Source organism: Pseudomonas extremorientalis (assembly GCF_024584605.1).
Lineage (GTDB): Bacteria > Pseudomonadota > Gammaproteobacteria > Pseudomonadales > Pseudomonadaceae > Aquipseudomonas > Aquipseudomonas extremorientalis.
The window spans coordinates 3,790,553-3,803,553 of record NZ_CP089519.1; the positions used below are offsets into that span (position 1 = coordinate 3,790,553).

The window sequence follows — 13,001 nt, forward strand, 5'->3', positions numbered from 1 at the left end:
CAGTGCTAGGCTCGCTCCGCTTTGTGCACGAAGCAGGAGCCTTGGCTGGACTTGCAGGGTCGATCTGCGGGGAAGGTGGCCGGGTTGGATGTTGACGCATCCTGTCCGGCCGCTCCTTTTACTTCGGTGTTGAGATTTCTTTTGCGTAGGCCTGGCAGGCCCGTAGGGCGATCAATCCTTGGTCGCCGGCATCGGTGATTCCGATAATTCGTTGAGCATGCGCTGGGTCAAGTTGGGCTCTTGTGGTGCCATGAACCACGCGGCCGGTGGCGGTGGTGGTTGGCACTGCACAGTTGCCGGTGGTTTCGGTGGCGGCGAGAACGACTGACAGCCGCAGATCAGCAGTAGCCAGGCGATCACGCAGACGAGCCTGCTTGGTTTGCTCATCGGTCAATTCCTTATGGTGGGTTTCGTCGTTGTTGTGCAGGCGCTGCTCCAGGGCCAGGCGCTTGTCCTGCTCGGTACGCTTCAGGGCAGCAGACGCTTGGGATAACTCGTTGAGGGCGTCAGCTTGCAGCCGGGATTGACGTTCCAGCACTCGGCCATATCGCCAGTCTTGGGCGGTCCAGGCCAACGCCGCAGATCCGGCGACCACCATCAACAACAGCACACCGGCTGCAGCGATACGGAACTGCGCAGGGATCAGGTCGAAGATACGCATAACACCGCCCTCGCCCTGCCCCACAGCTGCAGCCGATCCTCCAGGCCGTTGAGGCCGCCATTGATCCGGCGGGTGATGGTGTTGAACTGATCCTGATCCGCGAGCGCGTTCAACCCGTTCACCGACCAGAACCACGCCGCCGACTCTGCCGCCCATTGCGGCTGCTCGAGCAACTCCGGTGTGCGCAACAATCGTTCATCGCCGAACAGCGCCAGGCTGCAGCGTAGGTAGTTGTCGTGGCCGGTGATCTGGATCAACCCACGGCCACGGTAACGCTGACCGTCCCCATCGGCTTCCGGGGTATTGCCGAGCTTGGCCGCCAGAGAGCCGGTGTCGTATTTGCTGAGGTACTGATCGCTGCCCACTTCGCGTACGTACTGCAGCTGACCCGATTCGTGTCCGACCTGGGCGAGGAATGCGGCCTGGCGCTTGGGTGTATCGATCTTCCTGTTGGTCATCGCTGCGTTTAAGGCAGATACAAAAACGCCCGCTTCGCGGCGGGCGTTGGGCATGATGCGTTGAAGTTGTTGCTCGGTGATGGGCATGACGCCTCCTAAGTTTATTGTTGCGGATAGGGCAAGTGCGTTAAGCGATCACGGCACCGTCAGCACGGTGAGCGGCTTTTTCTCTTTCTTCCCTTTGGCCTTGGCTTTGCCTTTCTTACCGGCATTACACTCGACCGTGGTGGACCAGCCGGCCTGGGTGAACACCTGTTCCACCGAGTCCACCAGAAAATCCCCGTCCAATCCGTCCTTGAAGCCCTGCGCGTTTATGTGGCGCTCGGCAAACAAGTCGGTGCGCCCCACCATCTCCAGCCGAACTGCTGCCGAAGAACGATTGAACGCATTCAGCCGTGCCTTGGCGGCCTGTTCCGCTGCAGACTTGTTGGGATGGATATGCCGGTCGGTATGTACGGGCGGCATCCCTTCTGGCACGTCATCGTTACCCAGCTCCAGGGTCACCAGCTCACCGCTCTTTTTGTCCTGGTAGCGCGTCTTGACGGCTTTTTGTGTGGTGCGATCAGCGAAGCGAAACTGCCAGCGGCTAACGTCGCTCTTCGTGATGGTGACCACGCCGAGGGTTTTGCCACTCGCGCTTTGGCCCGCCTGCCGCTGCATCACTAGCAACTTGCCGTCAGCGACCTTGGCGGTGCAGTCGTATTGCCTGGACAGTCGGGTGATGAAGTTGAAGTCGGATTCGCCGATCTGGTCGACACGAGGTACTACGGTTGTGATCGAGCAGACCGGTTGCCAGCCATTGCGTGCCGCCACGTCGCCGACAATCTGCGCGAGGGTGACGTTTTCCCAACTGCCGGTGCGGGTGGTTTTGCCAGAGCCGCGCATGTCGCTGGCTTTACCGCGAATCACAATAGTGTCGGGCGGGCCGGATACCTCGACCTCATCCACGATGTAACGGCCGAGGCGCGTCAGGCTGTTGCCGGCGTAACCCAGATAGATCTCAATGCCGGCGCCGCGTTTGGGTAATGACACCGCACCATCGCGATCATCGATACGCAGCTCGAAGTCGTCCGACTCCATACCAGGTTTATCGACGGTGCGCAGGGACAACAGACGGTCGTTGATCAGGGCCGTGATGTCGGTCCCGTCAGCGACAATTCTAAACATTGGTTTCATCTCGATACTCTAGAAACGACAAAGCCCCGCAGTGCGGGGCTTTGCCATGAGTGGTTGATTCAAAGCAGCATTATCAACTCCACAGCTGCACCGTTTCCTCCGTGGCCGGTAGAAGGTCCGGGAAGACAATCAGCAATCCGGCCTTGAGCGGTTGCGGCTGGTCAGCCAGCCCTTGGTTGTGGGCCAGTACCGCCTCGACGGTGCCGTTCAGGTGCCCATAGAACTGGTTGCACAAGGTGTCCAGCACATCGCCGTCAGACGTTCTGCAGGTCATCGCCATAACGTACAAACTCCAGGGTAAATACTTGCTTGCGCGGGATCCCGCCTTGGAGCAGCGCGCTCTGTTCCTCGTCGAGGTTCTTTAAGCACCAGGTGCCCAGCACTTCTCCGTAGCCGGTGGTAAGGGTCAGTGGCAACAACTGGGCACCGATGCTGCGTAAGGTGTCCAGTTGCTTGAGCCCTCCCTTGAAGCCGGGAAAGATCGAGCCCTTGAGGGTCATTTTTTCCTCGCCCATACCGATGGCCTGTTGCGCCGGTCGACGGCTGAGGCGTTCTTGCGAGGCCCACCGGAACTCTGTCTGCCGGCGTAACTCGTCGAAGGCTGCCGTATCCAGGTTGAAGTAGTACGGTTGTGCGTTCGGCTTAAGCGGTTGGATGATCAACAGGTGCGGAAACGGTTTCACCGCTTCGGCGAGTGGCGTTTGCGAAAGCCCCAGCGCTTCGGTTGGAAAAATGTTTGCCAACGATGGACTGATCTTGCCCGCCACTTGATTGATCGCGGCGCCCGCCTTGGCGGCTTGCTCCTTCAGCACGCCAAGGCGCTCGTCTATCTGTGATGCCGCCCGTGAAGCGCGGCTATAGGTTTCCACCACAGCGCCGACCTTGGCCTGCGCCGCACTGACGCCCCGCATAGTACGTTGCAGCTTTTCCCCGACACCGTCGGGAATAAACGGCACGTTTTCAAGCTCAGCGGCGGCGCCAGTGATTTCGCTGATCGCGCCATTTACCGGGCCGAGCATCCCATCCAGACTACGCCGACCCGCCTCGCCTGCGCTGACCAGGTATTTGAAGCCGGACTGCATCTGCTCCAGGTATTCCATGGTCCCTCCTTATGAATGCGGATCGTCGTATAGGTTGCGCCTGGCATCCTGCTGGGCCAGGTCGTTGAGACCACGTTGTATCAAGGGCAGCAACTGCTGAACAAACTGCTGCGGATCCTTGGCATCACCCTCGACCGTGACCGGCATGCTCAGCGAGTAGCTGAACTTCTGGTCTACCCGTGTCGCTTCAGGCTTAGGTGCTGCAGGCGCCTGAATAACGAGGTTCGCGGGTTTTGGTGCAACAGGCGCGGCAAGTGAGCGAGTGACGTCGCCTAACTTAGGTGCCATTGGCAGTTTCAGTGGATCTGCCTGGGCCAACCCGGATGGTTGTCGCCCAGCAAAGCTGTTCGCCATCGTTGCCAGGCTGGATACGGCGGGGCCAGGTCGTGGAGCCAACAACATCGGCGTAATCGGCGCAGAGGGTTCTTTGGGTTTGTCACTGCCAAACATCGACAACCCGGCCCAACCGCCCAACTGCTGCCCCCCCATACTGCCGAGGTAGGCACCCACCATGCCGCCGATGGTTGTGCCAATGATCGGCACCACCGAACCAATAGCAGCACCAGCAGCGGCACCTGCCATGGTGCCAGCAAGCGTTCCTGCCGCTTCCCCATAGCCTTGCGCCTTTTCGTCCTGGGTCTCTGCAGTCAGGTAGGTATTGAGCACCATGCTGCCGGACTCGACCAAAGAAGCTCCCGGAATGCCTTTGACCACTTTCCCAACTTTGCCAACCCCACCAGCGACCGAGGTCAGCATTTTGGCGCCGGCGCTTGGCACTACAGGAGGCGGCCGAGGTACTGGAGCCGGTGCCCGTACAACTGGTTGTGGTGACGTTGGTGGACGTCCACGAGGCGGCGCCGACGACCGCCGACGCGAGGAACGAGAAGACGGTTTTCTTCTGTTCCGGCGCCGCGCCGACCGCGTGTTGTCCATGCCGCCCATGGCTGCCATGTTCACAACGAACACGCGCCGCACTCCACTGTCACCATTTTCGGCAGCATCCGCCCCTCCCCCTGCTCCCACCGCATCCTGGATCATCGACACGACATCTAAGCCCGTAGCGACTGGGTCAAACCCACCGGCCTTCGGATCAGCGTCTGGGGCTGACTCACCTTTACCTCTAAAAGCAGCAACCGCTTTCAGTCCCTTTTCCACCACCGACAACGCGGTACCGGCCTTCCCTTTCGAGGCAGCCCCACCTCCACCAACACCATCGCCGTTGGTGACAAAGACCTTTTGCACTTCTCCGGACTTACCCGGCAAGCCCCCTTTCGCAATGTTCAGTAGCCCCTTCGCAACCTTGAAGCCATAGAACGCGGTGGCCGCAGCACCTACTGCTGCGACAACTGCAGTTGTCCCACTGATGATTTTCGGATACTTATCAGTCAAGGCAGAAAGGCCGTTACCAACCTTGGTCAACCCATCAGCCGCCAGATCCGTCAGCGGCCTCAACGCGTCGCCCAAGCTCGTCATCGTCGCTTCCATGCTCGATGTCGCCGCGCTCCATTTGGCGTTGGACGTCTCGCGGGCCTTCGCCGCGTCGGCCTCGATCTTGGCCTTGCCATCGGTCTCCTTGATGGTGGTCATGTTGTCTTTGATCGTGGTGCCGTACTTGATCTGGGCGAGCAAGCCGTCACTGGCGCTCTGGTCACTGACGATATTCGCCAAGCCCGCCGCCTGGATCAGCGCGACCATCGCCTGCTCTTCCTCAGCGCTGCCATCCTTGGACGCCTTAATCTTGGCCTTGAGCGCCGCGACCTTCTTAGCAGTGGCCGGATCCTGTTTTTGGATCAACTGCTCGCTGAGCATGATGAAGGCTTCAACCGGGTTGGACGCCTTGCCGCTTTTGGTGGCCGCCAAGATCGAGCCCGCCAGGTCATAACCCTGCTTCGCGAACCGCTCCTGGCTGGTGCTGCTGATCACCGCATTGAGCAGGTTGTTCATGTTGGTCGCAGCGGCCGCCGCGTCCTGAGTTTGCGAGAACTGCGACTGCAGGCTCGCACCGAGGAAACGCACAGCCTCTGGGCCTTCCATGCCCAGACGCTTGATCGTGCCGAGCAGTGCCGGCATGTACTTGGCCATGTCCTTGGGACCGAACGCACCAATGTCCCCCGCAGCGGCCACCTGGCCGAGCATGGCGCCCATGTCTTCCTTCTTGACCCCGGCCTCTTTAAAGGCACTGAACAAGGTAGCAATGGTTTCCGCTTCCATGCCCTGCCCGTCGACCAGGTCAGCGATCAGTGGCGCGTAGTCCACTGACTCTTCCCAGTCGATACCCTTCTCGATCAAGCCACCAACCGCCCGAGCGAGAGCCTGCTGGCCCATGCCTTTTTTCGCGGCCACTTCACTGATCTTGTCGGCCATCTGTTGCTCGCCATCCGTGCCTGCGGTGTGCGCCCACAAGGCTATCTGCCGGATTTGTGTCTGGTAGTTGGCCGAGATCTTTGTTGGGATGGCAATCAGCGCCGTAGCAGCCGCTGCTTTGCCCATCATGCCGGTCAGACCATCTTTGCCTTGCTTGACCTGCGAATACCCGGTTGCCTTGAGGTCGGCCTTTCGGGCGACCTGCTCCATGGATTGGTAAGCCTTGGCAAGGTTACGCACCTCGACACCCTGCTTTTTGAGGGTGCTGAGATTGGATTCCAGTTTACGCAACAACGTACTGGCCCCAGCGGCGCCGCTGTCATTGGCCTTTTTCCATTCTTCCCGCAGACGGATGGTGTCGCCAATCGTGCGCTGCAGCACCCGAGCCTTGGTGCCTTGGGCTTCGAGTTGCTTGATCCGCCCCTGGACATCCTTGAAGGCCGTGCCGACCGTGGAACTGACGGCGCCGCCGATCACCAGGCCGAGCGCGAGTTTGTTTGCCATGTCGTGGCTCCCTGTAGCGAGTGATTACGGTGGGTGGCTCAATCCGAGAGCCACCAGACCATCTCGGCAAACGGCATAGCCTGGATCTCGGCGGCGGAAAAACCGGTTTCCGCTGCCAAGCGTTTGGCCGCCAGTTTCAGCAATGCGGGGTTAAACCCCGTCGTCCTGCACCAGGCGAAAATAACCGGCCTGCAGGCGGTGGTAATCCACCAGTTTCAGGCTCTCCAGATCCTGTTGACCGGCGTCACAAAGCCCGGCGAACAGCATCAACTCGCGCTGTTCTTCGTCATCACCCGAGGCGCGATCAGCAGCGCGGACCTCGCGCACCGTGGGTGATCGAATGGTCAAGGTATCAACCTTCACACCATTGACCTCAGAAGGCCGCGACAACGAGATGGTGGCGTGCTCGGCAGTCAGCTTCAGCCAGGTCGGCAGTTTTTTCAGTTCAGGGGTCGTCATTCGATAAATTCCTTAGAGCCCCAGGTCGCTGCGCATGGAGGCCAGTTGATCCACACCGTCAATCACGCGGATCGCGGCAACCATGTCGATTTCGTAGATGAGGCGGCCGGCGATTTCCAGCTTGTAGTAGCTGACGGCAATCGAGTATTTGAACTCGGCCTTGTCGCCCGCCTTCCAGTCGCCCGGGTCCAGCTCCTTGAGCATGCCGCGCAAAGTCGCCACCACCGCCGTGGTCTGCCCCTTCTGGCCTTTGAACGAACCGCGATAAACACCGTTGAAAGCGGTTTGATCCGCCAGACCGAAGAACTTCATGGCCTCACGGCGCACGCCATTGGTGGTGAAACTGGCCTCCATCTTCTCCAGGCCCATGTCCATCTCGATGGGGCCAGCCATGCCGCCGCCGCGATACTCGTCCGTCTTAACCACCAGCTTCGGCAAGCTCAGGCTGGGTACGTCGCCGGTAAAATTGATGCCGTCAACGAACAGATTGGTGTTGTAAAGCACTTGAGGAATCATTGAGCGGCCTCCTTAGGCGGCAGTTTCCAGGACTTCAGTGAGCCACTGGTTGGTGACCTCAACCCGGAAAATCGGGTTCTCGGCAGGCGGTACGTCGGTGAAGCGGATGTTCCAGTACACCTTGCCCTGCTCCAGCTGGCTGACGGTGTTCAGTTCGGTGTCGGCGAACACCTCGAAGTTGATCACAGCGCCCTGGTTCTTCAGGTCTTGCATGAATGCCTGCAGGCCGTCGGTGACGTCCTTGATGTAGGTCTTGGTGATTCCACGGTCGACCGCCCACTTGTGCCCCGCCAGGATTGCGTCCATGACGATGTCGACCGTGCGTACACGGGTAACAAACGCCCACTTGGGATCCGCTGACAGCGTACGGTTACCCCACAAGCGATATCCGCCGTCGCGGATGATGGTCGTGATGTTGGCGTTGTTGAGCAGGTTGGCCCGGCAGGTTTCGTCGCCATCCAGAAACTCGACCGGCCGCGAGGTGCCGGTAATGCCGACGAACTCTTTGTTCGACGGCGACGACCAGAAGCCATACTCGGCATCCGTCCAGGCAAACAAACCAGCAGCGAAGGCCGAGGCCGGTGCGTTGACGGTTTTGCTCTGCAGCGTGTCCCACAGCTGCACGCCCGGGTCGACCAGGAAGCAGCGCTTGCTGCCGAACTCTTGGGCGTAGGCCATAGCAGCCTCATCAGTGGTGTTCGGGCCGTCGAGAATTGCCATGGCCCGCAGCTTGCTGGCTAACGCGTCCAGCGCAGTAGCAACCGCCTGGGTCGCGGTGTGACCCGGGGCAATCAGTAGCCGGGGCTGTGCGTTGTAACGGCTCTTGCCGTCCAGCAGTGCCTGCATGCCGGTACGCTGCCCTGACGCCAGAACACCGCCAATAATTGCAGAGGTCTGCTGGGCCGGATCTTCAACTTTGGCAACGCCGCAGCCAATGACCACGGCTTTGGCACGAACGAAAATCGCCTTGCACGCACGAGTGATCGCCGAGTCTTCGCCCCAGGCGGCCACCGCTTCACGCTCACTGGTGATCAGGGTCAGTTCGTTGGGTTTAGCAGATGCCGCTGGCACCACAGTAAAGGTGTCGCACAGTCCAATAATCGACGACGACGGCAGCGCGATAGTCCGTGCCCCGGTATCCACCAAGGTGACGGTAACGCCGTGAAAACGACCGGAAGAGGCCATAGTGCGTGTTCTCCAGAAATGACAAAGCCCCGCATGAGCGGGGCTTTGAAGGGTTAAACAACGGATAAAAAAACGCCCCGACTATGCAGGGCGTTAAAGAGTTTGCTGGTCGATCCAGCCAGGCTTTGTGGGCCGGTATTTTTGAACCGGAAACTTCGTTGACTGGGGCCAGTCGCGCAGCAACTGCATATAAGCCAAAAGCTCGCCGTACTGATCAGTAGTCAATGACGTGGAACCACCTAATTCCAGCTCGTCGCGGTGACGCTCGCGCATCCACTTGACCGACTCCAGTTCACCATCGCGCCAGCGACGTTCGGCGTTAGCGTCATCATCAGCTGTTGAGAACGGTAACGTTTGTCCCCCCTCTTCTACCCAACCCAAATAAGCGACCCAATCCTTGTTCCCCACATCGTTGGGAATAAACACGCTATCAGGCAATCGTTGGACGCCTGCCAGGCAGTGTTTGTACTGAATGTTATCCATGAGACTCACCTTTAAAGTTCAGCATCAGCAGTCCATTCAATTTGAAGCGTGTAACCTGGAACGGATCCGCTTGGCGGCACACAAGAAACAGCAAAGCCTGTCGCCCATAAGCTCTGGATGTTGGTAAACGTGCATGGCTTACCAAGCGACTGAGCCCACACTTCCGATGATTGCTCACCTGGTGAATACAGTTTCAACGTGGGAACGACCCGTTTGATTTCTCGGAACTCCATTCGCAAAGCAGACTGAGAGGACTGCGAAGCTGCCGATTGCGTGAAGGTCGCGATGCAGGTCGACGGCCCGTTGTTCGATTTGATTGGATGATCCTGCAGGAAGGATTTTTCGAAGTATCGAAGGCATGCACGGTGCTCCTCCTGGTATGCACGGTAGTCGTACGGAGTTGCCATGCTGCCTGCTTCAATTTGGATGTTGGTAATGTCCGTGTAGTGGGTACCCGTTCCCCAACTGGCGAAGATAACTTCCAGAAAGTCGTTGGCAACGCCCTTATTCTTGTTTACTACAGAGCCAAGGTCGAGGGTAACAACGTGTTTTTTGAATGCTGTTGTGAGCTCCACCGAGGTGCCAACGTCAACGTTCGGGTCAGTTGAGTTCACCCCAAAGTTCTGGCGAAGGATCACGGCACATGTATGTGGCACGCTGGTTCTCATATAAAACGAGACGGTGACCTTACCACCGGCCAGCGTTTCGACGTTCTCAATGCGCTGACTGAGGTTCCAACCCTGGCCTTCACCCTGTCGGGAAAGTCGCAGGCCAAACTTTGATTCGTTGATATTGGCGCTCTGTTCAAGAGACAGTTGGCTCCAATTGCACACGGCGTTTTTTGGGCTGTAAATCATCCAGCGGTCGGGACCGAAAGCACTTTCAGGGTCACCGTTGGCTTTACCAATAACGCCGGACTTACCCCGCTGCCAGACCTGAAAGGTGCCATTGATCAGCCTGTTTTTCCGGTAGACATGTACAGGAAACTCCTGCTTAGGGCTTTCAATCTGAGCCCTCACGGACTCAGTGTTGGCACTGCGCTTAGACCGGTCATCAATGGCGGGGGTAGGTACGTTTTGCCCTGCTGCCCATTGGAACGTCAGAGGTGTTGTACCCAGCGTTATCGGGCCATCAGTAATCAGCTGCCAGACGGTGTCAGCGTTTGCCGTACCCCGCTCGACCGTAACAAGCAATCCCGGAGTAACCTTGTCGCTACTATCAGCATCAACGGTGCGTACCCAACTGTCAGTGCCTACCAGGTAAAGTCCGTTGTCCTTTGCCTGGGCTTGATCTTTGACCAGTACACGCGAGCCCGCAGGCACAGCCAATCCATCGATCTCTTGGACACCGGCCAATACCATTGGAGCAGTTGTCGCAACCAGTACCGATTGCTTGGAGTCCAGCCGGTTAACTGCACTGGCAATCGATTCATCAACGTACCGGCGTGTGGCAACAACCACCGAGGGGTCGATATTCAGCACGATGTTCGCTGTGCTTTTAACGATGAAGTTCATGCGCACGATCTGAGTACGGCCAGACCCCTGGGAGAGCTTCGATTTATAGGTCGGCGCGCAGTTGGCGACCGCAACCAGATCGCCGTCCGAATCGAATAACCCCAGCTCACGAACCCAAAACCCACCCTCGTCGGCAGGGATAATTTGTTCTGCCACCAAAATGCCTGGGTTCGCCGGATCCGGTCCTAACGAATTCAGAGGGGCTCGGCGCCGCTCATTAATCAGCGTCTTCTGCAGCCGGTCAGGCATCGGGTCGATGTTGTTCGCATCTCCCACGGCCATGTGCGAAATCTTCCAAGTCAGCAGCCCGGAGTCGGCCTTGACCTGTTTGGCCTCCCCAACAGCGGTCAGGATGGCGAAAAACTGTGAATTGGCATCAATCATGGGTATACGTCCAAAAGGTCTATTGAGTGTTCACGGCCAGACACGCCGAGGTGGCAGTCGATGGAGATCGCTCCTGGGGACGGCGGGTAGACGTCCAGCTCATCAATCGTGTGTTCGCGTCCAGCTCCGCCAATAACACCTGTCGATTCGATATCGCGCATTACGGGCGGGTACACGTCGATTTCGTCGCCGTCGTAAACACTGGCGAAAATGTTAAGGCTCCCGGTGGTTTCCAGGCTGATGGCTAGCCCTGTCATGTGCCGACTAACCGGCTTGGCGTCGTCAATCAGCCAGCTCAGTTCCTGGTACATCTCCTCAGTGATACCGGTCTCCAACACGCCCACCTTCAGAGCGAAGGTGCCCGGTACACCCTTGGGGTTTGTCTGCCACCACTCCACCACTTCGATCAGGTAACCCAGCGGCTCCACCACCCGGCGCAACGCGCCGATGGTGCCCTTGTGGGCATGCACGTAAAACGCCGAGCGGATGGCAGAGCGCTTGACCGCTTCCGACCACTTGTTGTCCCAGCGGTCCACCGACCAGGCCCAGGCCAGCTGGTGCAGTAGATGCGCCGGACAGGTATTGGGGTTGTAGAGTGTGCGTAACGGAACATCGGTGACTTCGTCGGTAGCCGCTTCAATCGCTCGCTCCAACTGAGTACTGTTGAGAGGCAGCAGGCTCTTCAAGACGCCCCTCCTTGCTTCACGGAAAAGCCCACGCAGTAAGCGGCCTGGTACTTGGTCGGCTTGATGTCCTGCCAATCGAGCAGGTCCACTCGACCGACGCCGCTGATATGCAGCTGCGCATCGATGGCGGAACGTGGCACCTCTACGCCCAGCCGGCGCCGAGGATTGACCCAGCTAGCCAGGCGCTGTTCAGCCGCTGCCAGAATCGCCTCGTTCTCCGAGCCGGTACCGGCCATATGCAGCACCGCGTCAATACGGTATTCAATGACCTCGGCGCTTTGAACAGTGAGGCGATCCCCGACAGGCCGAATGTCGTCATCACTGAGGTATTTCATCACCACATCCAGCAGGGCCTGCTCGGCGACGCCATTGCCTTGAAGGTGAAGCACGGTGACCACGACTTCGGCAGGAGACGGGCTTTCAGCCGTTGCGTCCGCCACCAAGGCCGACGCGTTGCGGGCGTGCAAGATGTAGCTGTTGCGTGGGCCAGCAGTGGTCAGCCCTTCGTACACCAACTGCACTCGCTCGCGCAGGGCGTCGTTTGACTCCATCACCCGAGGCGTTGGCGGAACGGTGTTGAGGTTCTCCTCTTGAATTACCAGGCGTTGCAGCCGGACATTGCCGGCGAGCTGATCGAGGTCACCGTCAATGGCATAAGCCAGCATCAATGCCTTGGCCCCATCGTTCACCCGCGCCCGGTTCTGAATACGCCGATAAACGCCCAACTCCAACAGCTTGACCACAGGATCGCTTTCCAGCTCGGCGGTCCAGTTATCTCCCATGTACAAACGAAACGCGGCCAACTCCTCGGCGTAGGCTTGCTCAAAGTCGAGATCCTCCAGCACGGGCGGTGCCGGCAGCGCTGATAAATCCACAGTGCTCATGCGGCGACCCTCACTAGCGCGTTTTCGCCCTTGAACAGGCCCTTGAGTTCAAACTCGATTCGGCCGTCCAGAACGGCAACCACACGTACCTGACTGATACTCAGCCTTGGCTCCCATCGCCCCAACGCCCGTGCAACTTCTGCCTGGACCGCGCTCTTCCAACCTTCGGTAACCGGTAGGTCGACGAAGCGGCGCAGTTGGCTGCCGTAGTCGGGCCGCTGTCGACGGCTACCCAAAGGGGTTGTCAGGATGTCTTCTATGCACTGACGCAGATGCTCGATGCCGGAGATGGGCTGCCCAGTGCGGCGATCCATTCCGATCATCCGGGCTACTCCACTGCGGGTTCAAGGTCGGGGTGGCTTTGGAGGAACTGGTATTGATCAGGAGTGGTGGCAGTTACCTGCCCCCTGACCACCGGGAGGCTTTGGCCTTCCGGCGTGATCAACGTTCGCGAGGTAAACAGCGTGTCGCGAAAAGTCCGAGGCAGGCTGGGAGATTTCGGTGGCAGCTGTACCTTGGTTGCCGCCGATGGCTGGGCTACGGGCGGTTGCTCGTCCGGCATGGGCTTGTTCATATGGGTACTCCAGAAATGAAAACGCCCGCACGCGGCGGGCAGTAAATAGTGAT

Annotated in this window: 15 protein-coding genes; all 15 read right to left on the reverse strand. The window is 58.9% G+C overall.

What is annotated here, in order from left to right:
- Window positions 1-118 precede the first annotated feature (118 nt).
- On the reverse strand, window positions 119-661 hold the full coding sequence (locus LUU92_RS16815) for a lysis system spanin subunit (RefSeq protein ID WP_257102343.1): 543 nt from the start codon (window positions 659-661) through the stop codon (window positions 119-121).
- Entirely contained in the window at window positions 643-1,206 is a 564-nt protein-coding gene (locus LUU92_RS16820; protein WP_257102344.1) for a glycoside hydrolase family 19 protein, read from the reverse strand. Before LUU92_RS16820 ends, LUU92_RS16815 begins: the two co-directional genes overlap by 19 nt.
- Window positions 1,207-1,254: 48 nt before the next feature.
- The gene (locus LUU92_RS16825) at window positions 1,255-2,295 is read right to left on the reverse strand and encodes a phage late control D family protein (RefSeq protein WP_257102345.1); all 1,041 of its coding nucleotides are present in this window, start codon (window positions 2,293-2,295) and stop codon (window positions 1,255-1,257) included.
- 73 nt (window positions 2,296-2,368) lie between these two features.
- Window positions 2,369-2,575 carry a tail protein X gene (locus LUU92_RS16830; RefSeq protein WP_257102346.1) on the reverse strand — a complete coding sequence of 69 codons (207 nt, stop codon included), beginning with the start codon at window positions 2,573-2,575 and terminating at the stop codon, window positions 2,369-2,371.
- Window positions 2,550-3,395, reverse strand: a complete 846-nt coding sequence (locus LUU92_RS16835; protein ID WP_257102347.1) for a phage tail protein — start codon at window positions 3,393-3,395, stop codon at window positions 2,550-2,552. Before LUU92_RS16835 ends, LUU92_RS16830 begins: the two co-directional genes overlap by 26 nt.
- A 9-nt stretch (window positions 3,396-3,404) precedes the next feature.
- Entirely contained in the window at window positions 3,405-6,263 is a 2,859-nt protein-coding gene (locus LUU92_RS16840; protein ID WP_257102348.1) for a phage tail tape measure protein, read from the reverse strand.
- A gap of 150 nt (window positions 6,264-6,413) precedes the next feature.
- Entirely contained in the window at window positions 6,414-6,722 is a 309-nt protein-coding gene (locus LUU92_RS16845; RefSeq protein WP_257102349.1) for a phage tail assembly protein, read from the reverse strand.
- 12 nt (window positions 6,723-6,734) lie between these two features.
- Window positions 6,735-7,238 carry a phage major tail tube protein gene (locus LUU92_RS16850; protein WP_056845385.1) on the reverse strand — a complete coding sequence of 168 codons (504 nt, stop codon included), beginning with the start codon at window positions 7,236-7,238 and terminating at the stop codon, window positions 6,735-6,737.
- A 12-nt stretch (window positions 7,239-7,250) separates the two neighbouring features.
- Window positions 7,251-8,423 carry a phage tail sheath subtilisin-like domain-containing protein gene (locus LUU92_RS16855; RefSeq protein WP_257102350.1) on the reverse strand — a complete coding sequence of 391 codons (1,173 nt, stop codon included), beginning with the start codon at window positions 8,421-8,423 and terminating at the stop codon, window positions 7,251-7,253.
- 93 nt (window positions 8,424-8,516) lie between these two features.
- Window positions 8,517-8,906, reverse strand: coding sequence for a phage tail assembly chaperone (locus LUU92_RS16860; protein ID WP_257102351.1), 390 nt, complete (start codon window positions 8,904-8,906; stop codon window positions 8,517-8,519).
- An 11-nt stretch (window positions 8,907-8,917) separates the two neighbouring features.
- Window positions 8,918-10,804 (reverse strand): phage tail protein, encoded by a 1,887-nt coding sequence (locus LUU92_RS16865; protein ID WP_257102352.1) that lies wholly within the window; start codon window positions 10,802-10,804, stop codon window positions 8,918-8,920.
- Window positions 10,801-11,490 carry a phage tail protein I gene (locus LUU92_RS16870; protein ID WP_257102353.1) on the reverse strand — a complete coding sequence of 230 codons (690 nt, stop codon included), beginning with the start codon at window positions 11,488-11,490 and terminating at the stop codon, window positions 10,801-10,803. Before LUU92_RS16870 ends, LUU92_RS16865 begins: the two co-directional genes overlap by 4 nt.
- On the reverse strand, window positions 11,487-12,374 hold the full coding sequence (locus tag LUU92_RS16875) for a baseplate assembly protein (protein ID WP_257102354.1): 888 nt from the start codon (window positions 12,372-12,374) through the stop codon (window positions 11,487-11,489). The genes LUU92_RS16870 and LUU92_RS16875 overlap by 4 nt, the downstream gene beginning before the upstream one ends.
- The gene (locus LUU92_RS16880; protein WP_257102355.1) at window positions 12,371-12,697 is read right to left on the reverse strand and encodes a GPW/gp25 family protein; all 327 of its coding nucleotides are present in this window, start codon (window positions 12,695-12,697) and stop codon (window positions 12,371-12,373) included. The genes LUU92_RS16875 and LUU92_RS16880 overlap by 4 nt, the downstream gene beginning before the upstream one ends.
- 5 nt (window positions 12,698-12,702) lie before the next feature.
- Window positions 12,703-12,948 carry a hypothetical protein gene (locus LUU92_RS16885; protein ID WP_257102356.1) on the reverse strand — a complete coding sequence of 82 codons (246 nt, stop codon included), beginning with the start codon at window positions 12,946-12,948 and terminating at the stop codon, window positions 12,703-12,705.
- Window positions 12,949-13,001 lie beyond the last annotated feature (53 nt).

Bases quoted from the DNA above. Each gene is read 5' to 3' on its own strand.
- LUU92_RS16840 (WP_257102348.1), bottom strand. From the start codon at position 6,263: ATGGCAAACAAACTCGCGCTCGGCCTGGTGATCGGCGGCGCCGTCAGT.
- LUU92_RS16815 (WP_257102343.1), bottom strand. From the start codon at position 661: ATGCGTATCTTCGACCTGATCCCTGCGCAGTTCCGTATCGCTGCAGCC.
- LUU92_RS16845 (WP_257102349.1), bottom strand. From the start codon at position 6,722: ATGACGACCCCTGAACTGAAAAAACTGCCGACCTGGCTGAAGCTGACT.
- LUU92_RS16860 (WP_257102351.1), bottom strand. From the start codon at position 8,906: ATGGATAACATTCAGTACAAACACTGCCTGGCAGGCGTCCAACGATTG.
- LUU92_RS16835 (WP_257102347.1), bottom strand. From the start codon at position 3,395: ATGGAATACCTGGAGCAGATGCAGTCCGGCTTCAAATACCTGGTCAGC.
- LUU92_RS16875 (WP_257102354.1), bottom strand. From the start codon at position 12,374: ATGAGCACTGTGGATTTATCAGCGCTGCCGGCACCGCCCGTGCTGGAG.
- LUU92_RS16885 (WP_257102356.1), bottom strand. From the start codon at position 12,948: ATGAACAAGCCCATGCCGGACGAGCAACCGCCCGTAGCCCAGCCATCG.
- LUU92_RS16880 (WP_257102355.1), bottom strand. From the start codon at position 12,697: ATGATCGGAATGGATCGCCGCACTGGGCAGCCCATCTCCGGCATCGAG.
- LUU92_RS16825 (WP_257102345.1), bottom strand. From the start codon at position 2,295: ATGAAACCAATGTTTAGAATTGTCGCTGACGGGACCGACATCACGGCC.
- LUU92_RS16850 (WP_056845385.1), bottom strand. From the start codon at position 7,238: ATGATTCCTCAAGTGCTTTACAACACCAATCTGTTCGTTGACGGCATC.
- LUU92_RS16820 (WP_257102344.1), bottom strand. From the start codon at position 1,206: ATGCCCATCACCGAGCAACAACTTCAACGCATCATGCCCAACGCCCGC.
- LUU92_RS16865 (WP_257102352.1), bottom strand. From the start codon at position 10,804: ATGATTGATGCCAATTCACAGTTTTTCGCCATCCTGACCGCTGTTGGG.
- LUU92_RS16855 (WP_257102350.1), bottom strand. From the start codon at position 8,423: ATGGCCTCTTCCGGTCGTTTTCACGGCGTTACCGTCACCTTGGTGGAT.
- LUU92_RS16830 (WP_257102346.1), bottom strand. From the start codon at position 2,575: ATGGCGATGACCTGCAGAACGTCTGACGGCGATGTGCTGGACACCTTG.